Here is a 24,863-nt window from a genome sequence, read left to right on the forward strand (position 1 = left end):
GCCCTTCAACGCCCTTCAGCGCCCTTCAACGCCCTTCAGCGCCCTTCAGCGCCCTTCAACGCCCTTCAACGCCCTTCAACGCCCTTCAGCGCCCTTCAGCGCCCCTCAGCCGCCCGTCACACCGCCACCCCGCTCGCCTGATGCGACACGAGCCGCGCATACGCGCCGTGCCGCGCCAGCAGGTCCGCATGGCGTCCGGCCTCGATCACGCTGCCGTGCTCGATCACGAGGATCAGGTCGGCATTGCGCACGGTCGACAGCCGGTGCGCGATGATGATCGACGTGCGCTGCGTCATCAGGTCCTCCAGCGCCGCTCGGATCTGCTGCTCGCTGATCGTGTCCAGATGGGACGTCGCCTCGTCGAGGATCAGCACGGGCGCGTCCTTCAGGAACGCACGCGCGATCGCGACGCGCTGGCGCTGGCCGCCCGACAGTTGCACGCCGCGTTCGCCGACGCGCGTCGCGAGCCCGTCCGGCAGCCGCGCGACGAATTCGCCGAGCGCCGCATGATCGATCGCGCGCTGCACGTCCGCGTCGGTGGCGTCGTTCGCGGCCAGCCGGATGTTCGCCTCGAGCGTGTCGTTGAACAGGTAGGTATCCTGCGCGACGAGCGCGATGTGCCGCCGCAGATCGTCGAGCCGCAGGTCGCGCAGGTCGACGCCGCCGAGCGTCACGCGTCCCTGCTGCGGATCCCAGAAGCGCAGCAGCAGGCTCGCGACCGTCGACTTGCCGGCGCCCGACGCGCCGACCAGCGCCACCGTGCTGCCGGGCGGCACCTCGAAGCTCACGCGGTCGATCGCGGGCACGCCGCGGCCCGGATAGGTGAACGACGCCGCCTCGAACCGCACCGCCGGATCGACGGGCATCGCGTGCGTGCCGTCGGTCACGGTCACGGGCTCCTTCTCCAGCGCGCGCAGGCGGCGCGTCGACGCGATCGTGTCGGCGAGCTGGCGCGCGACCTGGCCGATTTCCGCGACCGGCATGAACGCGGCCACGGCCACCAGCACCAGCAACGGCAGCGATTCGCGCGGAAACCAGCCGCGCGCGCACAGCAGCGCGCCGAGCGCCGCGACGGCCAGGCCGCCGAGCCCGCTCGCGATTTCCAGCGCGGCGCTCTGCCGCGACAGGTCGTCGAGCAGCTTCGCGCGCTGTGCGCGATACGCGTCGACTTCGGCCAGGAACGCCGATCGCCGGCGCGCGACCGCCTGGAATGCGGTCAGCTCCGCGAGCCCCTGGATCGTCTCGGTCAGGTGCGCGCCGAGCTGGCCCAGCGCCTCGCGCGCGCCGGTGCCGAGCCGGTCGACGTCGCGCCGCGCCAGCACCGGCGCCAGCCCGGCCCACAGCAGGAACGGCAGCAGCACGAGCGCGAGCGGCCACGCGACCGACGCGAGCAGCACCACCACGGCGGCCGGCACGAGCACCGCGACGAACGCGGGCGCCAGCGTATGCGCGTAGAAATACTCGACGGTCTCGACGTCCTGCGTCGCGAGCGACACGAGATCGCCGGACCGGCGGCGCAGCAGCCCGGCCGGCGCGAGGCGTTCGAGCGTCGCGAACAGCGCGATGCGCATTTCCGCGAGCAGGCGGTACGCCATGTCGTGCGCGAGCCACGATTCGAGCCAGTGCAGCGCGGCCGCCACCGGCGCGATCACGAGCAGCGCGACGACGAGCGCGCCGCTCGCGTGCCCGGCCGACACCTCGCCGACCACCTTCGCGCCGATCACGCCGACGCCGATGAACGCGAGCACGCGGCCGATCCCGAACAGCACGGTCAGCAGGACCTTGCCCATCCACGGGCGCACGAACCGCAGCAGCGTCCGCAGGGTCTCCGCCCAGCCGATCGCCGCCGCGTCGTCGTTCAGCGGCCGCACCTGCGGGCCCGACGATGCGCGTGCGGTCGCACCGGCCGTGGCCGTCGCGCCGACGGCATCGGCGACCGCCTCCAGTTGCGGCCCCATCAGCCGACGATACGGGCCGTCGCGCGCGATCAGCGCCGCGTGCGTGCCCTCGTCGACCACCTGCCCCTGGTCGAGCACCAGGATGCGATCGGCGCCGATCACGCTGGAGAGCCGGTGCGCGAGCACCAGCGTGGTCCGCCCGCGCGTCAGCCGGTCGAGCGCCTGCTGGATCAGCGCCTCGTTCTCCGCGTCGACCGACGACAACGCCTCGTCGAGCAGCAGGATCGGCGCGTCGCGCAGCAGCGCGCGGGCAATCGCGAGGCGCTGGCGCTGGCCGCCCGACAGCATCAGGCCGCGTTCGCCGATGCGGGTTGCGTACCCGTCGGGCAGCGCCGCGATGAAATCGTGCGCGTTGGCCGCGCGCGCGGCGGCGATCATGTCCGCGTCGCTCGCATCGGGGCGGCCGAGCCGCAGGTTGTCGGCGACGCTGCCGTCGAACAGCGTCGCGTCCTGCGCGACGACCGCGATCATCTCGCGCACCTGGCCGGCGTCGAGCGTGCGCACGTCGTGGCCGCCGATGCGGATCGCGCCGCCCTGCGCGTCGTGCTGGCGCAGCAGCAGCCGCACGATGGTCGACTTGCCCGCGCCGCTCGGGCCGACGATCGCGACCGTCTCGCCCTCGCGCACCGAGAAGCTCAGCGCCGCATGCGCGTCCGCGCGGCGCCCCGGATACGCGAAACGGACGCCGTCGAACGCGATCTCCGGCCGCAGGGCCGCAACGCGCGACGCGCCGTCGGCCGGCGCGTCGCCGCGCGCGTCGAGCAGCGCGTGGATCGCATTCGCCGCCGACTGGCCGATCATCCCCTGGTGCAGCACCGAGCGCAGGTCGCGCAGCGGCCGGAAGATCTCGCTGCCGGCCATCAGCACGATCAGCAACGCCTCGAGGCTCATGTCGCCATGCTGCACGCGCCACGCGCCGACCGCGATCGCGACGGCCGCGCCGAGGCCGGTGCCGAGATCGGTGAAAAACCGCGTCAGCAGGCCGAGCGCGAGCACCCAGAACGTGCTGTCGGACAGCGCGCGCGCCTTCGCGGCCAGCTTCGCGCCGAACGCGGTGCTTTGCCCGAACGCCTTCAGCGTCGGCAGGCCCTGCACCGCGTCGAGGAACTCCTCGCCGAACGCCTTGAAGGCAGCCGAGCGCGCGAGCGCCGCGCGCCTGTCGGCGCGGTGCACGAGCTGCGGCAGCGCGAGCGTGACGAGCGCCCCGACCAGCAGGATCGCGGCCGTCGGCACGTCCCACCACGCGAGCACCGCGAAGATCATGAGCGGCGCGCACGCGGCGATCACGAGCTGCGGCAGGTAGACGCCGAAGAAGGTCTGCAGTTGCTCGACGCCGTCGACGACGGCCAGCATCACGCCGCCCGTGCGTTCGCCGCTGAACCAGGCCGGGCCGAGCGCGGCGATCCGGTCGAACAGCCGCGCGCGCAGCGCCGCCTGCACGCGCCCGGCCGTGTGCTGCGCAAGCACCGTGCGGCGATGGTCGAGCCATGCGCGCAGCAGCACGCAGGCCGCCGTTGCGGCGACGGCTTCGCCGATGCTGCGGACGGACGCGCCGGAAAAGACCAGCGCGAGCACGCGGCCGAGAAACACGAAGCGCAGGATGCCGACACCCATCGCGAGCAGCCCGAGCGCGACGGCCGCGGCCACCCGCCCGCGCAGCCCCGCCATCATGGCCCATAGTCGCCGGTCGAAATACATGAAACCCTCCAGTCGATGTTGCGTTGCTGTTTTCTTGTGACCGGATCGAGGCTACCCGCGCCGTCCGCGCGCGGCAAAAGATGATTTTTCAACGGGTGTTGAGTCAACTACAATACCCCGCATGTCGCACCTCCCTCCCCTCAGCGCATTGCGGGCTTTCGAAGCGGCCGTCCGCCTCGGCGGGTTCGCGCGCGCGGCGTCCGAGCTGAACGTGTCGACCAGCGCGGTCAGTCACCAGATCCGCTCGCTCGAGGAATCGCTCGGCACGCGGCTGCTCGAACGCAGCACGGGACTCGGCGGCATCAGCCTCACGCCCGCCGGCGCGCGCCTGCTGCCGGCCGTCAGCGATGCGCTGTCGCGGCTGTCCGATGCCTGCGCCGAGATTCGCGGCACCGCGCAACGGCTCACCGTGTCCGCCAACGCGCCGTTTTCGTCGATGTGGCTCGCGCGCCGTCTTGCGGAATTTTCATCGCTTCATCCCGACACGCCGCTGCATGCGGTCGTACTCGACAACGAACCGGATTTCGCGCGCAGCGGCGTCGATCTGGCGATCGTGCACGTGCCGGCGCAGCGATTGCGGGCCGACGACGACGTGCTGCTGCGTGAGACGGTGTTCCCGGTCTGCAGCCCCGAGCTGTTTCCGTACGCATCGGGGCACGTATGCCGCTCGCGGCTGCTGCAGGAAATGCACGAGGACAGCCCCGAGATCGACTGGCGCAACTGGGCGTCGGCATTCGGCCTGCCGGGCGACTTCGAGACGAAGATCGTCCGCTACAGCAGCTTCAGCCAGGTGATCGGCGCGGCGGTCGGCGGCGCGGGCATCGCGCTCGGCCGCATGCCGCTCATCGAGCCCGAACTGCGCAGCGGGCGCCTGGTGCCGCTGGTGCCGGGCCTCGCACGCGATGCGTCGTGGCAGTTCGTGCTGCGCCGCCATCCGTCGACGCGGCACCGGCTGCTCGATCCGCTGATCGCGTTCCTGCGCAGCGAGGCGGAAGCGCCGCCGTTCGTCCCGAAGATCGTTGCGCCCGCATCCAACGACCATCACGTTCGCGACGCGGGCGGCGCCTGACGGGCCGGCCTGACGCCGGCCTCGTGCGGCCCGCCGGGCCGCTTACGGCGCGGCGAAGAACAGCGCGACCACGCACGCCATTCCGCCAAACCACACGAGCGAGCGCAGCGACGCCCAGTTCAGCAGGTACATCAGTGCATAGACGACGCGGATCGCGACGAACGCCATCGCCAGTTGGTCGACGCGATGCACGTTCGCGCCGTTGTGCCACGCCACCACCAGCGCGGCCGTAAACAGCGCGAGCGCTTCCCAGGCATTCTGATGGGCGGCCTGCGCGCGGGCGCGCCAGCCTTCGAGCTTCGCGAGGTAATCGCGCGGCGCACGGTTGTCGTAACCCTTGCGGGCCTTCGCGAGAAACGTCATCGGGAACGGCAACAGCGCCACGATGAGCAGGCACAGCTGGGACGTCGTCATCAAAGTCTCCTCCGTTATGATTACATTGATCAATGACAAGATCGCCGCAAGCTTAGCATTGCGCCGGGCCGATCGCGCACCGGTTTTCTAGACGGGAGACTCGGCCGCACGGCCCGCCGGCGGCCTCGATCAAGCTGGCGTCGCACCAAAAATTCCACCAAATCGTCGACAAAAACGTTAATTAAAACTGGTCGAACACCAATAAGATAGCGCTCGACACTGGCCTGACGCGTTATCGCGCCAGGCTGCCGACCCCGCGCCGCCGCGCGCGCCGAACGACATCCGCCCCGAGCCATCGCCATGCCACGTCCCATCGTCGCCCATATCCGACCCGATGCCGTCCGTCACAACCTCGACTTCATTCGCCGCACCGTCGCGCCGTCGCGCGTGTGGGCGGTGGTCAAGGCCGATGCGTACGGCCACGGCATCGAACGGATCTACCCGGGCCTCGCGGCCGCCGACGGCATCGCGCTGCTCGATCTCGACGAAGCCGTGCGCGTGCGCGAGCTGGGCTGGGACAAGCCCGTGCTGCTGCTCGAAGGGATCTTCGAGCCGGCCGACGTCGAGCTGGCCGATCGCTACCGGCTGACGGCGGCCGTGCACTGCGACGAACAGCTCGACATGCTGATCGCCGCGAAGCCGCGGCAGCCGATCGACATCCAGCTCAAGATGAATTCCGGGATGAACCGGCTCGGCTACCGGCCCGCCGCCTTCCGCGCCGCGTGGGAGCGCGCGGCGAGCGCGCCGTCGATCGGCAGGATCAGGCTGATGATGCACTTCGCGAACGCCGACGAAGGCCAGGTCGACTGGCAGCTCGAACAGTTCGACGCGACCACGGCGGGCATTCCGGGCGAGCGCTCGGTATCGAATTCGGCGGCCGTGCTGTGGCATCCGCGCGCGCACCGCGACTGGGTGCGGCCGGGCACGATCCTGTACGGCGCATCGCCGACGGGCGCGGCACGGCACATCGCCGACACGCCGCTGCAGGCCTCGATGACGCTGACCAGCAGGCTCATCGGCGTGCAGACACTGACGCCGGAGGAAACCGTCGGCTACGGCCGCCGCTTCACGGCCGACCGGCCGATGCGGATCGGCGTCGTCGCGTGCGGCTACGCGGACGGCTATCCGCGCCACGCGCCGACCGGCACGCCGATCGCGGTGGACGGCGTGATGACGCGCGTCGTCGGCCGCGTGTCGATGGACATGCTGACCGTCGACCTGACGCCGTGCCCGAACGCGGGCATCGGGTCGAGCGTCGAGCTGTGGGGCGACCAGGTGAAGGTGGACGACGTGGCCGAAGCCAGCGGCACGATCGGCTACGAGCTGATGTGCGCGCTCGCGCGCCGCGTGCCGGTGGTGGTCGTGCCGCCCGGCGCGTCGACCGCGGAGCCGGCGCTGCGGACCGGCAGCTACGGGCGCTGAACGGCGGCGGCGCGTCGTCGTGCTGCCGCGCGGCATGGGCGGGCCGCTTCGGGCGGCCCGTTTGCGTTCCCGTGCGCCGGAAACACACGACATGCCGGGCAGCCCCCGGCCGATCGATCCGGCTGCGCCGTCCGGCCTGCGCGCGCTACGAACGCCAGGTCGGCGTGCGCTTTTCGAGGAACGCGTCGATCCCCTCGCCGGCATCCTCTTCCATCATGTTGCGCGCCATCACGTCGCCCGCATACGCGTAGGCTTCGTCGAGCCCTAGCTCGCGCTGGCGGTAGAACATCTGCTTGCCGTACCGCACCGCGGCCGGGCTCTTCGCGACGATCTCCGCGACCTTGCGCGCGACGGCCGCGTCGAGCGCATCCTCGGGCACAGCCTCGTTGACGAGCCCCCATGCGGCAGCCGTCGCCGCGTCGATGAAGCGCCCGGTGACGAGCATGTCGAACGCGCGCTTGGTCGCGACGTTGCGGCTCAGTGCGACAGCCGGCGTCGAACAGAACAGCCCGACGTTGATGCCCGACACCGCGAAGCGCGCGGTGTCGGCCGCGATCGCCAGATCGCACGCGGCGACCAGCTGGCAGCCGGCCGCGGTCGCGATGCCGTGCACGCGTGCGATCACCGGCACCGGCAACCCGCGCATCGCGAGCATCACGCGGCTGCACTGCGCGAACAGCGTGCGGTAGTAGTCGAGTTCCGGCGTGCCGCGCATCTGCCGCAGGTCGTGGCCCGCGCAGAACGCCCTGCCTTCGGCGGCCAGCACGACGCAGCGCACCCGCGGATCGTCCGCGAGCGACGCAAGCGCGTCGTGCAGGCTCGCGAGCAGCGCCTCCGACAACGCATTGAACTGCTGCGGCCGGTTCAGGCGCAGCGTGACGACGCCGTCGCGCTCCTCACGCAGCAAAACGGGTTCCGACGACGAGGGGTTCGAATCCATGATGGTCCACCAGATTGAAGGCGGCCGCGACCAGCCGACGCGTCAATATAGTCCAATCGCGCCACGTTCGGCGGCGTGCCCGGCGATCGGCGCGGCGCCGGGCGGGCGGCACCGCGTGCGCTTGCGCGCCGGCGTCATTCGGCGGGTGTGCCGTCGCCCCGCTGGCTGCCCGATCCCGGTGATCCCGGCGATCCCGACGCCCCCGACGATCCACACGCCCCCGACGACCGCGCCGCCCGCAGCCCGGCCAGCATGAACAGCGCGCCCGCCGCGCCAAACGTGATCGGGCCGCCCCACAGCGCCCAGAACGCATTCATCCTCGCACTGCTGCGCGGGTCGGCCGGCAGGTAGCGCACCTCGACCGCATCGCCGAGGTCCACGTCGACATCGCCGCCTTGCGGGTATTCGATCCGTTCGCCCGCGAGCGTCGTGAACGCGATGTCCGGGTGATGCGGACCGTAGTCCAGCCGGATCACGCGGCCCGGAACGACGATCGACTCATGCACGAAATGCCGCGTCGACCGGACATCGACCACCGCCGAGACCAGCAGCGCCACGCCGGTCAGCATGGCCATGCAGCCCTTGAATACCGTCATGCCGGAACGCTCCGTTGAATTCGACGCGCGCCGAGGCCGGGCATCGCCCCGGCGTCAGCGCGGCTGGTACTCGCCATCGCCCGCGGACCAGCGAAACGTCTGGCGCCACGTGCCGCCACGCTCGCGCAGCTGCAGGTCGTGGAAACCCGCCGTCGAGGCCGGCAGCACGGCCAGCGTGTTGCTGCCTTCCGTGATGTCGTGATCGCGCGTGCCGTCGGCATGCCAGTCGCCGGCGATATTCCGGTAGAACATCATCGGCTGCGCGAACACCACGCGCAGCGCCTTGCCGTCGATCCGGAACAGATACAGCGCCTCGAACGATGCGCCGCCGCCCGCATAACCGACCGACCAGCCCGCCCGCACGCCGAACGCCGCATCGCCCGTGCGCAGCACGTACGGCGCGAGATCGAACCTCGACCACCGCTCGGGCCGCAACGTGCGGTCGCCCGGCTGCGTCGCGCGTTCGAGCACGTCGGGCGCGTCGAGTTGCGTGCTGCTCCAGTCGGTCGGCTGGTCGAGCGGCTGTTCGGTGCGCGCGACGAGGCGCGGCGCACCGTCCGCACCGCGCTCGAACACGCCCAGCCAGACCTGCCCTTTCACCGTATCGGCATCGGCGCCCGCTTCGTAGCCGTCGCAGTCGTCGGGCGCCCGGAAGCGCAGTGCGTCGCGCGCGAGCGCATCGGTCGGCGCCGCGCAGACGATCGCGACGAACGCACCGGGGCGCTGCGGCCACGGCTTCGCGCCGACCAGCACGACGCGCTCGAGCGGTTCGCCCGGGGCCAGTTGCGCAACCAGCGCCTCCTTCGTGAAGCCCGGCGGCAGGCGCAGGCCGAAACCGTCCGGATCGGGTGCGCCGGTCATGTCGCGCACGTACGCCGCGCGCGCATCGGGCGAGGCGAGTTTCCCCGGCACCTGGTCGAGCGAACGGGCGGTGCCCGCCGCGTGTGCGGCCAGGCACGCGCATGCCGCGCCGAGCGCGGCCAGCCGGGCCATCAAGCGGATTGTCATGCCGGAATATCCCGTGAAGTGACGAAGCAAAATACGGCAACGCGGCGCATGCGTGCATCCGCGCCGCAACACGCGCGGCCCGACGGTGTTGCGAACGGGTTCCATGCGGACCGGCCCGGCGGGGTTCGCACGGCACGCGCTCAGGCGGGCGGGCGCCGGCTGCGCCATGCGCGCACGCCCGCCCACAGTTGGCCGACGCCCCCGCCGAAAAACACGGCCCCCATCCCGCCGAGCATCAGCACGTCCCCCCAGATCGCGCCGAACGTATTCAGCCGCGCGGTCATCCTGGGTGCATCCGGTGCGTAACGCACCTCGACCGTCGCACCGTCCTGCTCGCTGACCGCGCCACCCTGCGGGTATTCGACATGCTCGCCCGCGAGCGTCGTGAACGCGATCTCCGGATGATGCGGGCCCGCGTTCAGCTTGACGACGCGGCCCGGCACGACGACCGACGTTCGCAGGAACTCGCGCGTCCACTGCGCGTACAGCGCGACACCGATCAGCATGCCGGCGCCCAGCACGGTGAAGACAACGCCTTTCGCGAACAGCGTCTCGATGCGCTGCGCGGCGGCGCGGGAGGATTCCGTCGGCATCCCGGCCGCCTACGGGCGGGATGGATGGAACGACACGCCGATCTTCGCGCGCGTGTTGCAGCGGCGCGGCACGCCTCGCGTCGTCGTGCCGACCGCGCCTGCGTACGGCCCGTTGTAGCCATTGCCATTGGCTCGGTCCTGCACGAATGGCGCGCGCCCGATGCTCGCCGGAAGGACACGCACCGGGATGCACGCCGTCGGGCCGTCTGCGCCCATGCGGATGCATGCGCCGCTCGTTCGGCGCGCAAGCGCAGCCGCCTGCGGCACGCAAGCGCCGCGCACGTGCGCCGCCCGTTGGATGTTCGTTTTCACTGGAAGGTGTCCCGTTCCCGATCGTCGTGGATGCCGGGCGCGCCGCGCATGTCGCGCGGGCACGCCGCCCTCGGCATCCGGCAGGATACGGATATCGCGGCACGCTGTAAATTGCGCTCGCGCTCGCCGCTACCCGCGACCGGCGACCGGCGACCGGCGGCGCGCACGCACGCACGCACGCACGTCTTCAGCAGACTGACATGTGCGGCGTCGGCCTGCCGGCGTTCAGGCGGGTGCGGCGCGAACTCGAACGCGCCGCTCGGGAACGGCGGTGCGAACACGCGCAGCCGCGCGTCGTCGCGCCGGTCTTCACGGAGATGATCGTCGAGCCACGACACACGCCCGCGACCGGCAACGGGCGACGGGCGACGGTTGACACGCGACACGGCGGCCGCACGGCCCGCATCGCGGCGCCGAACCCGGGCCCCGCGGCGCCCGTACAGCGGCCCGATGCGGGTCAGCCCGCGAGCTTCTTCAGCGCGTCGAGCACCGCGTCGCCCTTGAACGGCTTCACGATCCAGCCCTTCACGCCGGCGGCCTTGCCGCGCTCCTTCATCGCCGGGCTGCTTTCGGTCGTCAGCATCACGACGTTGACCGTCGCGTTCGCCAGTTCGCCGCGGATCTTCTCGACCATCGTCAGGCCGTCCATGTTCGGCATGTTCACGTCGCTGATCACGAGGCGCACGCCGGGCGTCGCCTTGAGCTTCGCGAGCCCGTCCTTGCCGTCCACCGCCGTCGCGACGTCGAGCCCGTGATTGCGCAGGAAGCCCGCGACCTCGTCGCGCACCGTGCCGGAATCGTCGACCACCAGAATCTTTGCCATGCGTTGTTCCCCTTTCCTTGTTGCTGACTTCAAAACAGTTCGAGTTCGCCCGACTCGACCATCGGCCCCACGTCCCGCACCGATTCGCGGAAATCCTCCGGCGACCAGCTCAGGCTGAACACGAAGCGCTGGTCGAGACGGACGGAGCGCCCCGATGCCGGGTCGGTCATCCGGTACTGGAAGCAGAGCTGCGGACAGTCGCCGCCGAACGAAATGAACTTCTGCTTGTGATTGACGACGAGCGGCACCTGCACCGGATGGCGGGCCAGCGCCTCGGCGTCGCCGAGATAACGGTTCTTGAACGCGCCCCACACGAGGTTGGTCAGCTCACCGAGCACGCTGTTCACGTCGCGGAAATCCGGCGCGCGGCAGGTATCGCGCGTGCCGCCGAGCATGTCGAGCAGCGGCTGCTCGCTGGTCTGCAGCAGCATGTAGCCGCGGCACCACGCGCTTTCGAGCGCGATCAGGCTGAACACTTCGCCGAAGATGATCTGGTCGCGCACGATGCACGGCGTCTCGTGCTCGACCGTCATGCCCGGGAACAGGCTGTCGAGGCGCGCCTCCGTGATCTCCGCGATGCCGCGCACGAGCGCGTTCGGGTAGTCGCGGCCGAACAGGTATTCGTCGATCGCACGCTTGAGCGGCGTCATGTCCTCCGCGACGTAGGCCGCGCACGCCACGCGCGCGAGCGCCTCCGGCAGCCCGTCGCGCGACGCGAGCGATTCGCGGCGCAGGATGATCGGCAGCTCGGGCCGCAGCGCATCGATCTGCGTCGCGACGATCGCACTCTCCGCCGGCGAGCCGCCGTAATCCTCGGCGAGCAGGATCGCGCCGAGATCGATGTTCGAGCGCAGCACCTGCAGCAGCCGGTTGCGCCGCACGGTCAGGCCGACCAGGTTGTGCTCGTCGCAGAAACGCTTGATCGCATCGGCGTGCTTGCGGCTGTCGTCGAGCACGAGCACCTTGCTGACGGGTTGGTCTTCGATCATCTCGCGGGTCCTCCGGGTCGGTCAGAACAGTTCCAGCTCGCCACCGCTCTCCATCGTGGCCGTCTCCGGCACGTGGAAATCGACCGGCGCATTCGCGCACACGCACAACGTCGCGCCGACCCGCACGTCGCCGTCGAGCGTTACGTCGTAGGCGGCCACATGATCGGGCGCGAGTGCGGGCAGGTAGTCGATGCTCGCGCCGCTCAGCAGGTAAGGCGTCGACATCCCGAGATCGGGAAACGGCACGATGAGCGCCTGGTTGATCGCGCCGCAGCACAGGTTCGCGACTTCCATGAACGCCTCGGGCAATGGCCGCGCGTGGCTCGCGCCGGCCGTCGCGCCGGCGAAATGGCGGCGCGTCGGATCGTCGTCGCTGAAGCGCAGCGCGAGCAGCAGGCGGAAATCCAGCGCCGAGATCGTCAGCACCGCGACGTGCTCGGGCACCTTCGGTTTCGTGCGCGACTTCGACTGCGTGTGCGCATGATCGTGGCCGTCGTGCGCGGCGCCGGCGGACGGCCGGATGTCGCACGTGCCGCCGGACGCGAGCCGCGTGCGCGCCGCATCGAAGAAGATCCGCTCGAACCCGGCCTTCGCCTGCGCGCTGATCACGCCGCGCCCCCTTCGATCCGCGTGTGCAGCTGCCCGGCCAGCGTCTCGACGGTCGCGAGCGCGGCCGTGATCATCTTGCCGCCGGCCTGGATGTCCTGGAACGTCGCGGCCGTCACCAGATCGTTGCGGTTCAGGCTGTCGCGATAGCTGTTCGACAGCTGCTGCGAGCGCGCGGCCAGCCCGCGCACCTCGCTCGCGACGATCGAGAAGCCGCGCCCCGCCGTACCCGCGCGCGCGGCCTCGATCGACGCATTCAGCGACACGATCGACACGTGCGCGACGATCGCCGACAGCTCCAGGTTCTTCGCGCGCATGTCCTGGTTCTGCGTGGTCAGTGAAATCATCTGCTCATGCCAGCGCTCGAAAGTGCCGGCGAGCCCGCGCAGGCGCGCGGCTTCGTCGGCGATCTTCAGCGCCTGCTGCGCGAGCGCCGCGCGGTCGGCCGACAGCGCCTGCAGCGCGTCGCGCTGCACGCCGGCCTCGGACGTCTCGCGCGCCAGCGCGTCCTCGAGCTGCGCCTCGCGCTGCGCCCACGCATCGGCCGCCTCCGCATGCGCGGCGGCCGCCTGCTCGGCCCGCGCGCCGGCCGCGTCGAGCGCGCCGCGCAACGCGTGCGCATCGTGCGTCAGCGCCGCGACGAGCCGCTTGCGCATCATGCGAAACACGATCGCCGCGACGCCCGCGACCGCTACACCGACCGCCAGCGCGGCGGCCCCTTCGATCATCCAACCCTGCACCATCACCGCATCACTCCGTCGCGTCGATATCCGCGCTGCGCGCACGCTCGTGCGCGGCGCCGTGCACGACGCCGTCCGCCGCGAAGCGTGCCGGCAGCGACACGATCGTTTCGAACGCGCGATACGGCGCGCCGACGCGATCGTCGGTAAAGCGCAGCGCGATATCGCCGCCGTCGCGCTTCAGGAAGTTGCGCACCGCGTCCATGCCGACGCCGCGCCCCGACACTTCGGTGACGACGTTCGCGGTCGAGAAGCCCGGCCGGAAGATCAGCTCGGCCACCTCGTCGTCGGACAGCGCCGCATCCTGGCCGGCTTCGATCCAGCCGCGCTCGCGCGCGATGCCGCGAATCCGGTCGAGCGCGAGGCCGCGGCCGTCGTCGCCCAGCACGAACCACAGCTCGCCGCCGCCCACGCCGACCGCGATGTCGATCGTGCCGGACGCCGCCTTGCCGGCCGCGCGCCGCTCGTCGGACGACTCGATCCCGTGGTCGATCGAATTGCGCAGCAGGTGCATGAACACGTTCTTCAGCGTCGCGGCGATTTCGCTGCGCACGCGATGGCCGTGGCTGTCGATGTGCACGACGGGCGCCGGCTTGCCGAGTTCCGCCGCGAGCGACGGCAGCGACTCGATCACGCCGCCGAGCGCATCGCCGATACCCTGCGTGCCGAGCTGGCTCAGCATGCGGCGCACCGCGTCGCGCGCCGCGTGCCAGTCGGCCGCGTTCGCGGGATCGGCGCCGTCGAGCACGCGCAGGCTCTCGCTGATGTGCGCGCGCTCGACCATCAGGAAGTCCGCGCCGCCCGGCGCCGGCTCGCCGCTGCGGCCGAGCGTGACCGCGTTGATCGTCGCGTAGTGCTCGACCGCCTCGCGCACGCGGGCCAGGTCGTCCATCAGCGCGTCGCGGTTCCACTCGGGGCCGCCGTCCGCGCGGCGCAGCGAGTCGTACGCCTGCTCCGCTTCGTGGACGATGTTCGTCAGATGCTGGAGGCTGTACGTGCGCGCATTGCCCTTGATCGTGTGCATGTTGCGGAACAGCGCCGCGACGATCGAGTGATCGGCGCGCTCGTGCTGGCGGATCATCCGCTCGTTCTCGCTGAGGAAGCCCTTCGCGCTGTGCACGAAATCGTGGAACTTGTCCTGGCTGATCGACAGGATCTCGCCGATCATCTCCAGGCGGCGCTGCTGCTCGCCGGCCTGCGCGGTCAGCTCGCGAATCTCGGTCACGTCGCGCACGCACAGCATCAGGCGGACGACCGTGTCGGTCTCGTCGGTGATCGCCGACCAGCTCAGGTCGAGCCACTTCTCGCGGCCGTCCGGCATGCGCTTCGCGACGTCGTTGACCAGCAGGTGCTCGTTGAACTCGAAGTTCATGCTGTCTTCGCCGAGGCAGGCGTGCACCGCCGCGTCGACCTGCGAGCGCGCGTCGGCGCCGATGTCCGAATCGTCGAACACGAGCGCCATCAGGTCGCGGCCGGCGATGTCGCCCGTCTCGAAGATGGTTTCGAGGTATGCGGAATACTCGGCATGCACGACGCCGCCGTCCACCACGGTCAGGATCCCCTGCTGCATGTTCTGCAGCATCGCCTGGATGTCGGCGGTCTTCTGCTTGAGCTGCGCCGAGTTCTCCTGGATCTTCTCGATCATCCCGTTGAACGCGACGATCGAATGGCCGATTTCATCCATCCGCCCGACCGGCACGCGCCGCGTGAAGTCCTGGCTCGTCGCGATCTCGCTCATCGCCGTCTGCATGCCGATCAGCGGGCGCGTGATCTGGCGATACAGCAGCAGGCCGAGCGCGGTCAGCAGCACGATCACCGTGCCGGCGACGCCCGCGATCGCGGTCGCCGTCGTTGCGAGCATCCCGTTCAGCGCGTTGATCGCGTCGTCCTTCTGGCGGTTCTTCTCGACGCGCAGCGTATCGACGATGCTTTCGAGCTCGTCGCGATATTGCGCGACGTTCGCGAACAGGTAGGCCTGCGCCATCTCGGCCTTGCCGTCCGCCTTCATCTTCACGGTGTCGTCGATCGCCGCGAAGTAGTTCGTCGCGCTTTCCTTCGCCTGCGTGACCAGCCCGACCTGCGCCTGGCCGACCGCCGATTTCGCCTGCACGTCGAGCGCGGCGCGCAGCGCGGCCTGCTTCGCCTTCAGTTCGTCGCGCGCCTGCGCGGCGGTATTCGCGTCGGGCGCGTAGACGAGCGTCATCGTCGCGATCTGGATGTTCTTCACATCGGCGACGAGATCCGCCGACGCGAGCGCGCTCGGCACGATTCCCTGGGTGACCTGGCGCACCTCGGACGCGCTCTTGCGCGTCTGGTACACGGCATAGATGCCGATCGCGGACAGCGCGAAGAACGTCAGGACGACTAGCAGCGTAATGCGATGACGGATGGTCATGAGTACAGCTCCCCGCAGCGATCCGGATTCGACCGCCGTTTGGCCGATTGAAAGAATGTGAGCGCCGAATTATCGGGGATGGTGTATGACTGTCCGATGACCGTTAATCAATCGATCACCGAATAAATTGAAATAACAAATTTCCCCGGAAAACCCTAAAGTTTTTACCGGATCGTCCGTTAACCTCCGGGCGTCTTGTCCAGAGCGGCTGCGGCGCTGACGGGATCGACAGGCCAACGGATATTCATCTTTTTATTTATATTTCGTTTATCCGGTTTTTTAAATACCCGCAAAACGTTTGCGCATTATCCCGCGAATCGATCCGTATTGGCGCCCCGCTGCGGAAAACCCCGATGCGACGCACGGGCCTGCGTTGTCGCTTACGGATCGAGCGCGCCGCCCGACCAGCCGGCCGACGGCCGCGAACCCGTGAGCTTCAGCGCGACGTCGCCCTGCGCGACGAGCCGCTCGCGATTGCGCGTGACGATACGCCCGGCCTGCGGCGCAACGAGCACGTATTCGCTGGACGGCACGCCCGGATGCGCGACGATCCGCGCGACGCGCTCGCCAGCCTCGACCGTCGCCCCGAGTTCGCGTTCGTAGACGAGCACGCCCGACACGGGCGCGAGCACCGTCTCCATGTGGGCGATCGGGACGGCCTCGCCGTGCCAGTCGCGCACGCCGGGCGACTCCGCGATCACGCCGCGGCCGCGCAGGAACGCGAGCATGCCGTCGGCATCGCACCCGGCGAGCGCGTCCGACACGTCCGACTGCCCGCGCAGTTCGACCGTCGCGACAAGCCGGCCGCGCAGCCCGCCGTCGCGCGCCCAGTGCGCGGCGACGGCGCCTTCGAACGCGCCGTCGTCGTCCTCGTCCCACAGGATCGCGACGTCGGCGCCCAGCGCCGCCGCGAGGTCGCGGCCGGCCGGCCACAGGTCGCGATGCAGGTACAGGTACGGCAGCGCCTCGGAATCGGTATGCAGGTCGAGCACGATATCGGCGTTGCACGCGGCGGCAAGCATCGTGCGCTGCCACGCCGCGAACGTCGTCGCGGGCGAGCGCAGCGCGGCCGATTCGTGGAAATGCCGGTTGAAATTGCGGTGCGTCGTTTCATGGAAGCGGCCGAGCAGCCGCCCCTGCCGGAATTGCGCGAGCCCGAGCGGGTTGGCTTGCGGCACGACCGTCACGGTGCCGCGCAACACGCCGCGATCGTGCGCCGCCGCCAGTTGCGGCAACAGCCGGTGCAGCACGAGCATGCCCGCGATCTCGTCCGCGTGCACGCCGGCCTGCAGGTACACCCGCGGCCCGTCGCCGCCCGACAGCCGCCACGCACGGATCTCGAGCGGCTGCCCACCGTCGCCCGGCACCGGCCAGGTCAACGCCTCGATCATCGCCCCGTCTCCAGCGGAATCGATGCATGCGCTCCCGCATCGAGACCGGCGACGAACGACGCGATGCGCTCGCACGCCTCGGCCAGCTGCGCATCGTCGACGACGAAACCGAAGCGCACGAAGCCCGCCGCCGTATCGCCGAAAGCGCTGGCGTCGAGCAGCGCGACCTGCTTCGCGCGGAACAGCCCCCACGTGAACGCATGGGCGTCGAGCCCCGTGCCGCGCACGTCGACCATCATGAACATCCCCGCCTCCGGCAGCAGGCAGCGCAGGCCCGGCACGTCGCGCAGGCGGGCATGCGCAAGGTCGCGGCGGCGCCGGTAGAGTTCGCGCATGTCCGCGACGATCGCGGCCCGGTTGTCGAGCGCGGTGACGGCCGCCTGCTGGATGAAGCCCGGCAGCCCGTACAGCATGCACAGCGCGAGCCGCTCCGCATGCTCGATCAGTTCGGTCGGGCCGATCGCCCAGCCGACCCGCCAGCCCGGCATCGCATGCGATTTCGACAGGCTGCCGATCGTCACCGTGCGCTCGGCCATCCCCGGCAGCGCCGCGATGCTGACCATCTCGCGCTCGAACGTCAGCGCCGCGTACACCTCGTCGGACACGACCCACAGGTCGTGCTCGCACGCGAGCCGCGCGATCCGTTCGAGGTCCGCACGCGGCGTCACGACGCCGGTGGGGTTGCACGGCGTCGCGAAGAAGATCGCCTTCGTGCGCGGCGTGACGGCCGCTTCGAGCGCGTCGCAATCGAGATGAAAGCCGCGCGACGCATCGACCGGCACCGGCACGAGCGTCGCGCCCGACGCGCGCACGGTCGCCTCGTACGTGAGGTACATCGGCTCCGGCACGATCACTTCGTCGCCCGCTTCGCACAGGCACAGCGCCATCGCGAACAGCGCGTTCTGCGCGCCGGCCGTCACGATCACGTGCTCCGCGCCAACCGCCTGCCCCGCTACGGCCGCATGCTCGCGGGCGATCGCCGTGCGCAGCTCGACGCGGCCGCGCACCGCGCTGTAGTGCGTGTCGCCTTCGCGCAGCGCGGCGACCGCGCGATCGACGATCACGTCGGGCGTCGCGAAATCGGGATCGCCGACGCTCAGGATGATCGCCGGCTCGCCGGCGGCCACCGCCTGCTGCGCCGCGTAGTGAATGTCCCAGGCGCGCGTGCGCTTGCCCTGCAGACGATCGACCAGCTTCGAATAGTTCATGCATCCTCCATCGCGCGGCGGCCGGCCGCCGCGCCGTCAGTGGGTTCGTTCAGCGCGGCATGCGCACGGGCACGCGCCGCTCGAGCCGGCCGAACGCGCGCTCGATCGCGAATGCGAGCACGACGTAGATTAGCGCGATCGCCAGCAGCGGTTCATAGGTTCGCAGCGTCTGCGCGCGGATGTAGTTCGCGGCGCCGAGCACGTCCATCACCGCGACCGTCGACGCGAGCGCGGTCGATTTCAGCAGCATCACGGTCTCGCCGGCCAGCGTCGGCAGCAGGATCTGGATCGCGCGCGGCAGCCACACGCGGCGCGCAATCATCGACGGGCGCATCCCCATCGCGCGCGCGGCCTCGATCTCGCCCTTCGGCACGCCGCGCAGGCCCGCGCGCAGCACTTCGCCGACATACGCGCCGACGCTGATCGCGAGCGCGAACGCGACGTACCAGAAGCCGTCGCGCAGGAACGGCCACAGCACGCTGTCGCGCAGCGCCGGCCAGCCCGCGAACAGCGAGCCGACGCCATAGTAGATCAGGTAGATCTGCACGAGCAGCGGCGTGCCGCGGATCACCTCGGTGAAGCCCCGGCTCGCGTGCGCGACGAACGGGTTGCGCGACAGCCGCGCGAATGCGACGACGATCGCGAGCCCGAAACCGAAGACGGCCGAGATGAGCAGCAGCTTGACGGTGGTCAGCACGCCGAGCAGCAGCAACGACCCGTAGGAGGACAGTACGCTCAGATCCATGACATTGGTCCGGTTCGATGGGAAGGTGCGCGGGCGCGCGCGGCGCGGCTCACGACGCGGGCATCCAGCGCCCGAAGCGGCGCTCGACCTCGCGGAACAGCTGCCCCGACAGCCAGGTGATCGCGAAATACACAGCGGCCACCATCAGGTAGTAGTGCATGTATTCGCGCGTCGAGCCGGCCGCCTGCTTCGCCGTGTAGAGCAGTTCGCTGTAGCCGACCACGCTGATCAGCGCGCTGTCCTTCACGAGGATCAGCCACAGGTTCGCGAAGCCCGCCAGCGCGTACGGCGCCATCGCCGGCAGCGTGACGCGCCGGAACACGAGCGACGGCCGCGCGCCGAACGCGCGGCCGGCCTCGATCTGCCCGTACGGGATCGCAAGGATCGCGCCGCGGATGATTTCCGCCGCGTACGCGCCCTGCACGATGCCGAGCACGATCACCGCGGCCGCGAACCCGTTGACCGTGACGGGCCCGGCGCCGACCGCCGTCATCAGCAGGTTGATCGCGTCGGTGCCCGCGTAATAGAGCAGCAGGATCAGCAGCAGTTCAGGCACCGCGCGGCATACGGTCGTGTAAGCCTGTGCGATCCGTTCCAGCGCGCGCACGCCGGACAGCTTCGCGGCCGCGCCCAGCAGCCCGAGCAGGATGCCGACGACGAACGCGCCGAGCGAAATCTCGAGCGTCACGCCCGCGCCCTGCAGCAATGCGACGCCCCAGCCGTCCGGGTCCATGCCCAGGTAGCTCACCCATCCCCAACCGTCCATCCCGCCTCCTCGTCCGTGCGTCCGCCGGTGTGCCCGAAGCCCGTATCGGCGCGCTCAGTGCGGCCAGAGATCGATCGGGAAATACTTCTTCGCGATCTGCGCATACTTGCCCGATGCATGCAGCTGTTCGAGCGCCTGGTCCATCTGCCGCTTCAGCGGCGCATCGGTCTTGCGCAGGCCCGCGCCGACGCCGTTGCCGAAGATCGCCGGATCCATCTTCACGCTGCCGGGGCCCTTCAGCTCGAACGCCGCGCCGTCCTTCGACTTCAGGAAATCGAGAATGCCGAGCTGGTCGAGATACGTCGCGTCGATCCGGCCCGCGACGAGGTCGGCATTGCAGTCGTCCTGCGTGTTGTACAGGCGCACCGTCGCGCTCTTGCCGTAGGCCGCCTTGACGAACTCGGCGTTCGCGGTCGAACCCTGCACGCCGATCACCTTCCCCTTCAGGCCGTCGGGCGTCAGCGTGAGCTTCGCGTTCTTCGCGGCGACGAAGGTGGCCGGCGTCTCGTAGTACGGCCGCGAGAACGCGATCACCTTCTCGCGCTCCGGCGTGATCGACATCGAGTTGAAGATCACGTCGATCTTGTCGCCGAGCAACGCCGGGATGATGCCGTCCCACGACACCTCCTTGATCTCGCACCGGGCCTTCATCTGGTCGCACAGCGCCCGGATCAGGTCGGCCTCGAAGCCGCTCCACTGCCCCGTCGGGCTTTTCATCAGGAACGGCGGATACGGCTCGGCGGCAACACCGAAGCGCAGCACGCCCGACGACGCATGCGCGGACCCCAGCGGCGCGAGCGCCGCGGCGACGAGACTGAACAGGCACAGCAGACTGCGAACGACGCGTTTCATGGTCGGACTCCTTGCAGGGAAAGACGGGGATCGGCACGGCCCGCGCGCTCGCGGGCCGCGCCCGCGATTCAGTGGTGTTGCCGGTGTGCGTTGACGAACTGGCGGCAGCGTTCGCTTTGCGGCGCATCGAAGATCTCGGCCGGCGTGCCGCTCTCCTCGACGCGCCCCTGGTGCAGGAACAGCACCTTGTTCGACACGTCGCGCGCGAAGGCCATCTCGTGCGTGACGAGAATCATCGTGCGGCCCTCGCAGGCGAGATCGCGAATCACCTTCAGCACTTCGCCGACACGCTCGGGATCGAGCGCGGAAGTCGGCTCGTCGAACAGCATGACCTTCGGCCGCATCGCCAGCGCCCGCGCGATCGCGACCCGCTGCTGCTGGCCGCCGGACAGGAAGGCCGGATAGACGTTGCGCTTGTCGGCGAGGCCGACGCGCTCGAGCAGCTGCTCGGCGCGCGCGACCGCCTCGGCGCGCGGCTCGCGCAGCACGTGCACGGGCATCTCGATCACGTTCTCGAGCACCGTGCGATGCGCCCACAGGTTGAAGCCCTGGAACACCATGCCGAGCCGCGTGCGGATCCGCTCGACCTGGCGCGGATCGGTCGGGACGGTGCGCCCCTTGCGGTCCACGCTCAGCCCGATCTCCTCGCCGTCGACGACGATACGCCCCCGGCTCGGCGTCTCCAGCAGGTTGATGCAGCGAAGCAGCGTGCTCTTGCCCGATCCGCTCGCGCCGATCAGCGAGATCACCTCGCCTTCGCGCGCACTCAGCGATACGCCCTTCAACACTTCCAGCTCGCCGAACCGCTTGTGCAGGTCCAGCACCCGCACCCGCTCCTCGACCGCCGATTTCACGCTCTCCACCCGCGCCAACATGCTGTCTCCCGTGTCGAATCCTCATGCCCGCCCCGTGCAGGAACGCGGCACCTTGTTGAATGGCCGACCAACCTCATGCGGGATCGACTATAGGCTATGTTGAACGATGGTTCAACAGTTTCAATAAAAACCGGCCCGAGGGTTTTCGCGGGTGTCGCGGCAAGATCGACGGTGCAATTGAACAAGCGTCCGGCACTCCCCTATAATCGGTGCCCTGACGATTCCGTAAGGTCATCACGTGAAAAAGACTCCTGGCACCGCACCGGTTCAGACACGCAGCCGCGGCATCCGAGAAACGCCCGCGGTGCGCCAGCAATCGATCATCGACGCGACGATGCGCTGCATCGCGCGCTACAGCTATTCCGAGACCACCATCGACCGCATCTGCGAGGAAGCGAAGGTGTCGCGCGGGCTGATCAATCATCACTTCCAGTCGAAAGACGAGCTGATGGCGCAGACCTACAAGCGGCTCGCGACCGACCTGCTCGACGTATCGCGGGCGGCGGCCGCGAACGCGACGGGCCCCGAGGAAAAGCTCGACGCGATCATCAAGGTCTGTTTCGCCACGCCGGTGTTCGCCCCGAAGAACGTGAAGGTCTGGCTCGGCTTCTGGAGCGTCGCGCACAGCGACCCGGTGATCCGCAAGGCGCACAAGGAGCTGTACAGCGGCTACCGGCAAGCGCTGAAGAAGCTGTTCGACCAGATCGCGGAAGTGCGCGGCGGCACCGTCGACAGCGATCTCGCCGCATTGACGCTGACGGCCGTGATCGACGGCTTCTGGCTGGAGCTGGCGCGCGATCCCACGTCGTTCACCGCGGAAGACGCGCTGGCGGGCTGCCTGCGGGTCGTCGGCACGTTCCTGCCGCCGCCGAAGGCGGCCCGCAAGCGCGCGTAACACCTGCCCGCGCCGCCGCGCGGGCGACGGCGGCCGCGACGGCCTCGCGATGCGAGGCCGTCAGCGTTTTCAGTCGGCGCGAATCTCGATCAGGTACGGCGCATCGTGCGCCGCCGCTTCGTTCAGCGCCGAGGCCAGCGAGTCGCCTTCGTCGACGCGCTGCGCGCCCCATCCGTAAGCCCGCGCGATCGCGACGAAATCCGGCGTGTGCAGGTCCACGCCGACCGGCTCGACGCCGCCGTCGACCATCGCGCGCTTGATCTCCCCATAGCCGCCGTTGTTCAGCAGCACGACGATCACGCGTGCGCGATGCTGCACCGCGGTGCCGAGTTCCGCGAGCGTGTACTGGAACCCGCCGTCGCCGGCCAGGCAGACGACCGGCCGCGACGCGTCGCCGAGGCTTGCGCCCACGGCGGCCGGCAGCCCGTAGCCGAGCGAGCCGAATCCCACCGAGGCGTTGAACCAGCTGCGCGGGCGCGGCGCGGCGAACCCGACGTTGCCCGCGTAGACGAGGCGCGTCGAATCGCCGACGATCGCCGCATCGGGCAACGCGTCGCGCACGCTGTCGAGCAGCGCGAGATCGCGCCGCATCTCGTCGTTCAGTTCCTGCCGCGCCGCCGCGCGGCACCGCGCCGCGCGCTCGACGCCGGCGCCGGGCGCGCGCGCATCGGCCGGCCAGATGCGCCGGAGCGCGCGCACGGTTTCGCCGACGTCGCCGAGCAGCGGCAGCGCGGGCACCGCGTTTCGGCACAGCTGCTGCGGGTCGACATCGATCCGCACGAGCGGCGCGGGCATCGCGAAGCTGCGCGTCGCGTAGAGGTCGTAGTCGGTCGGGCCCAGCTCGGTGCCGAGCGCGACAATCAGGTCGCTGGCGCGCATCAGCGCGCGCACCGCGTCGCTCGACGCCGACCACGCGACGCCGAGCGGATGCGCGGGCGGCAGCACGCCGCGCCCGTTGATCGTCATCACGACCGGCGCGTCGAGCGTTTCCGCGAGCCAGCGCACCTCGTCGACCGCGTCGAGCGCACCGCCGCCCGCGAGGATCAGCGGCGCACGCGCGGCGGACGCCATCGCGCGGAAGGCATCGACGCCGTCGGCGCGCGCCGGGCCGGGAGCGATGCGCGGCGGCGCAGCCGGCACGCGCGGCAGCGCATCGGCCGGCGCCGCGAGCACGTCGAGCGGAATCTGGAGGTGCACGGGCCGCGGGCGGCCGCCGGAAAACACGGCGAAGGCGCGTGCGATCGCCTGCGGCAACGCAGCGGCGCACGGCACCGTGTAGCTGAACGCGGCGACGTTCTCCGCAAACGCGTGCTGGTCCGGCAATTCGTGCAGATGGCCGTTGCCCGAGCCGATGTCGCCGGACGCATTCACGCTCGAGATCACCAGCATCGGAATCGAATCCGCATACGCCTGCGCCATCGACGTCGCGATGTTCGTCATGCCGGGCCCGGTGATCACGAAACACACGCCGGGCTTGCCGGTCGCGCGCGCATAGCCGTCCGCCATGAAACCGAGGCCCTGCTCGTGGCGCGCGCTCACGTGGCGCAGCGCGCTGCCGGCCAGCCCGCGATACAGCTCGATGGTATGGACGCCGGGTATGCCGAACACCGTGTCGACGCCGTGCGCCGCGAGCAGGTCGACGAGATACATGCCTACTGTTTTCATGAGGTCTCCGTTCTTCAGGACAGGTTTCAGGATCGTTCGCCGGCCGACGGCGTCAGTGCGCGAGCCCCGGCAGCAGCTCGCGAACGCCTTGCGCGAGCATCTGGAACGCGATCGCGGTCAGCACGATGCCGGACAGCCGCTCGACCAGCGTTCGGCCGATCTCGCCGAGCCGGCGGCACCACGACGCCGAACACGCATACGTGAGCCCGATCACGCCCGCGTGCAGCACGCAGGCCGCACTCAGCGCCAGCAGGTCGGCTGGCGAGTGGAAGCGCGTCGCGGTCGTGATCACGAGCGACATCACCGCGCTCCCGATCGACAGCGGGAAAATCAGCGGCACCGCGATGTAGTTGCGCCATTGCGCATACTCGAGCCGCGTGTCGCCGCTGCTGCGCTCGTCGTTCGCGATGCCGCGCATCATCGGGATCGACCACAGGCAAAGCACGACGCCGCCGGTCAACGTCAACGCGCCGAGCGTCAGGCCGAGCACGCGCAGCAGGAACTGCCCGCCCCACACCGCGCCGACCATCAGCGTCGCGATCCACGCGAACAGCCGGAACGCGATCTGCCGCTGGGTCGCGTCCGGAAAGTGCCCGGTGACCGCCGCGTACATCGGGATCGCGACGGGCGGACAGAACAGTGTCAGCAGGCCCGTCAGGAACAGCAACACGTCGCTCGACGTCAGGGTCATGGTTCACGCCCGGATGCGGTCGGTTGAATGGGCGGCGCGAGGGCGTCGCGGCCGGGGACGCCGTCAGCCGAGTTCGGCGTGGAGTTCGGGGACCGTCGCGAACAGATCGCCGACGAGGCCGTAGTCGGCCACGCCGAAGATCGGCGCTTCCGGATCCTTGTTGATCGCGACGATCACCTTCGAATCCTTCATGCCGGCCAGATGCTGGATCG

At 70.0% G+C, this 24,863-nt stretch carries 23 protein-coding genes and 1 pseudogene; 3 read left to right on the top strand and 21 right to left on the bottom strand.

What is annotated here, in order from left to right; all coding sequences use genetic code 11:
• Positions 1-116: 116 nt before the first annotated feature.
• Positions 117-3,656: an ABC transporter ATP-binding protein/permease gene (locus GQ56_RS0126150; protein WP_031401457.1), complete on the bottom strand. Its 3,540-nt coding sequence runs from the start codon at positions 3,654-3,656 to the stop codon at positions 117-119.
• Between the two features lie 121 nt (positions 3,657-3,777).
• Between GQ56_RS0126150 and GQ56_RS0126155 the strand changes: the two genes are divergently transcribed.
• Entirely contained in the window at positions 3,778-4,725 is a 948-nt protein-coding gene (locus GQ56_RS0126155) for a LysR family transcriptional regulator (protein ID WP_031401458.1), read from the top strand.
• A 42-nt stretch (positions 4,726-4,767) separates the two neighbouring features.
• Here the strand turns inward: GQ56_RS0126155 and GQ56_RS0126160 are convergent, their stop codons facing one another.
• Positions 4,768-5,139 (bottom strand): MAPEG family protein, encoded by a 372-nt coding sequence (locus GQ56_RS0126160; RefSeq protein WP_031401459.1) that lies wholly within the window; start codon positions 5,137-5,139, stop codon positions 4,768-4,770.
• Between the two features lie 300 nt (positions 5,140-5,439).
• Here GQ56_RS0126160 and alr point away from each other — a divergent pair, with 300 nt between their 5' ends.
• The gene (gene alr / locus GQ56_RS0126165) at positions 5,440-6,561 is read left to right on the top strand and encodes an alanine racemase (RefSeq protein ID WP_031401460.1); all 1,122 of its coding nucleotides are present in this window, start codon (positions 5,440-5,442) and stop codon (positions 6,559-6,561) included.
• Positions 6,562-6,706: 145 nt separating this feature from the next.
• Here alr and GQ56_RS0126170 read toward each other — a convergent pair whose 3' ends face one another.
• The 16 genes from GQ56_RS0126170 to GQ56_RS0126250 form a co-directional block, all read right to left on the bottom strand.
• Positions 6,707-7,501 (bottom strand): enoyl-CoA hydratase, encoded by a 795-nt coding sequence (locus GQ56_RS0126170; protein WP_031401461.1) that lies wholly within the window; start codon positions 7,499-7,501, stop codon positions 6,707-6,709.
• A gap of 134 nt (positions 7,502-7,635) precedes the next feature.
• Entirely contained in the window at positions 7,636-8,097 is a 462-nt protein-coding gene (locus GQ56_RS0126175) for a DUF3592 domain-containing protein (protein WP_063962867.1), read from the bottom strand.
• Positions 8,098-8,151: 54 nt separating this feature from the next.
• Positions 8,152-9,105 (bottom strand): hypothetical protein, encoded by a 954-nt coding sequence (locus GQ56_RS0126180; RefSeq protein ID WP_031401463.1) that lies wholly within the window; start codon positions 9,103-9,105, stop codon positions 8,152-8,154.
• Positions 9,106-9,245: 140 nt separating this feature from the next.
• Positions 9,246-9,698 carry a DUF3592 domain-containing protein gene (locus tag GQ56_RS0126185; protein WP_031401464.1) on the bottom strand — a complete coding sequence of 151 codons (453 nt, stop codon included), beginning with the start codon at positions 9,696-9,698 and terminating at the stop codon, positions 9,246-9,248.
• Between the two features lie 308 nt (positions 9,699-10,006).
• On the bottom strand, positions 10,007-10,396 hold the full coding sequence (locus GQ56_RS0126195; protein ID WP_152601856.1) for a type 2 periplasmic-binding domain-containing protein: 390 nt from the start codon (positions 10,394-10,396) through the stop codon (positions 10,007-10,009).
• Positions 10,397-10,467: 71 nt separating this feature from the next.
• On the bottom strand, positions 10,468-10,833 hold the full coding sequence (locus GQ56_RS0126200; protein WP_031401467.1) for a response regulator: 366 nt from the start codon (positions 10,831-10,833) through the stop codon (positions 10,468-10,470).
• 29 nt (positions 10,834-10,862) lie between these two features.
• Entirely contained in the window at positions 10,863-11,822 is a 960-nt protein-coding gene (locus GQ56_RS0126205) for a chemotaxis protein CheX (protein WP_031401468.1), read from the bottom strand.
• Positions 11,823-11,843: 21 nt separating this feature from the next.
• Positions 11,844-12,431: a hypothetical protein gene (locus GQ56_RS0126210; protein WP_031401469.1), complete on the bottom strand. Its 588-nt coding sequence runs from the start codon at positions 12,429-12,431 to the stop codon at positions 11,844-11,846.
• The gene (locus tag GQ56_RS0126215) at positions 12,428-13,168 is read right to left on the bottom strand and encodes a methyl-accepting chemotaxis protein (RefSeq protein WP_407638605.1); all 741 of its coding nucleotides are present in this window, start codon (positions 13,166-13,168) and stop codon (positions 12,428-12,430) included. Before GQ56_RS0126215 ends, GQ56_RS0126210 begins: the two co-directional genes overlap by 4 nt.
• A 10-nt stretch (positions 13,169-13,178) precedes the next feature.
• Complete coding sequence (locus tag GQ56_RS0126220; RefSeq protein WP_031401471.1) at positions 13,179-15,563, bottom strand: MCP four helix bundle domain-containing protein; 2,385 nt, start codon at positions 15,561-15,563, stop codon at positions 13,179-13,181.
• A gap of 380 nt (positions 15,564-15,943) precedes the next feature.
• Positions 15,944-16,954: a M14 family metallopeptidase gene (locus tag GQ56_RS0126225; RefSeq protein WP_031401472.1), complete on the bottom strand. Its 1,011-nt coding sequence runs from the start codon at positions 16,952-16,954 to the stop codon at positions 15,944-15,946.
• Complete coding sequence (locus GQ56_RS0126230; protein WP_031401473.1) at positions 16,951-18,162, bottom strand: pyridoxal phosphate-dependent aminotransferase; 1,212 nt, start codon at positions 18,160-18,162, stop codon at positions 16,951-16,953. The genes GQ56_RS0126225 and GQ56_RS0126230 overlap by 4 nt, the downstream gene beginning before the upstream one ends.
• Before the next feature lie 49 nt (positions 18,163-18,211).
• Positions 18,212-18,907: an ABC transporter permease gene (locus tag GQ56_RS0126235; RefSeq protein ID WP_031401474.1), complete on the bottom strand. Its 696-nt coding sequence runs from the start codon at positions 18,905-18,907 to the stop codon at positions 18,212-18,214.
• Positions 18,908-18,956: 49 nt separating this feature from the next.
• On the bottom strand, positions 18,957-19,673 hold the full coding sequence (locus GQ56_RS0126240; RefSeq protein WP_031401475.1) for an ABC transporter permease: 717 nt from the start codon (positions 19,671-19,673) through the stop codon (positions 18,957-18,959).
• Between the two features lie 54 nt (positions 19,674-19,727).
• Positions 19,728-20,525, bottom strand: a complete 798-nt coding sequence (locus GQ56_RS0126245) for a transporter substrate-binding domain-containing protein (RefSeq protein WP_031401476.1) — start codon at positions 20,523-20,525, stop codon at positions 19,728-19,730.
• A gap of 68 nt (positions 20,526-20,593) precedes the next feature.
• Positions 20,594-21,400 carry an ABC transporter ATP-binding protein gene (locus tag GQ56_RS0126250; protein WP_031401477.1) on the bottom strand — a complete coding sequence of 269 codons (807 nt, stop codon included), beginning with the start codon at positions 21,398-21,400 and terminating at the stop codon, positions 20,594-20,596.
• Positions 21,401-21,638: 238 nt separating this feature from the next.
• Here GQ56_RS0126250 and GQ56_RS0126255 point away from each other — a divergent pair, with 238 nt between their 5' ends.
• Positions 21,639-22,295, top strand: a complete 657-nt coding sequence (locus tag GQ56_RS0126255; RefSeq protein WP_235212761.1) for a TetR family transcriptional regulator C-terminal domain-containing protein — start codon at positions 21,639-21,641, stop codon at positions 22,293-22,295.
• Positions 22,296-22,364: 69 nt separating this feature from the next.
• On the opposite strand, the gene GQ56_RS0126260 is transcribed toward GQ56_RS0126255, so the two are convergent.
• The 3 genes and pseudogenes from GQ56_RS0126260 to GQ56_RS44720 all read right to left on the bottom strand — a co-directional run.
• Positions 22,365-23,960 carry a 5-guanidino-2-oxopentanoate decarboxylase gene (locus GQ56_RS0126260; RefSeq protein ID WP_031401479.1) on the bottom strand — a complete coding sequence of 532 codons (1,596 nt, stop codon included), beginning with the start codon at positions 23,958-23,960 and terminating at the stop codon, positions 22,365-22,367.
• A gap of 52 nt (positions 23,961-24,012) precedes the next feature.
• A complete protein-coding gene (locus tag GQ56_RS0126265; RefSeq protein ID WP_031401480.1) occupies positions 24,013-24,651 on the bottom strand; it encodes a MarC family protein in 639 nt (212 codons plus the stop codon).
• A gap of 63 nt (positions 24,652-24,714) precedes the next feature.
• A pseudogene (locus tag GQ56_RS44720) lies at positions 24,715-24,863 on the bottom strand (electron transfer flavoprotein subunit alpha/FixB family protein); the annotation flags it as partial.

Origin of the sequence: Burkholderia paludis (genome assembly GCF_000732615.1) — a bacterium.
Lineage (GTDB): Bacteria > Pseudomonadota > Gammaproteobacteria > Burkholderiales > Burkholderiaceae > Burkholderia > Burkholderia paludis.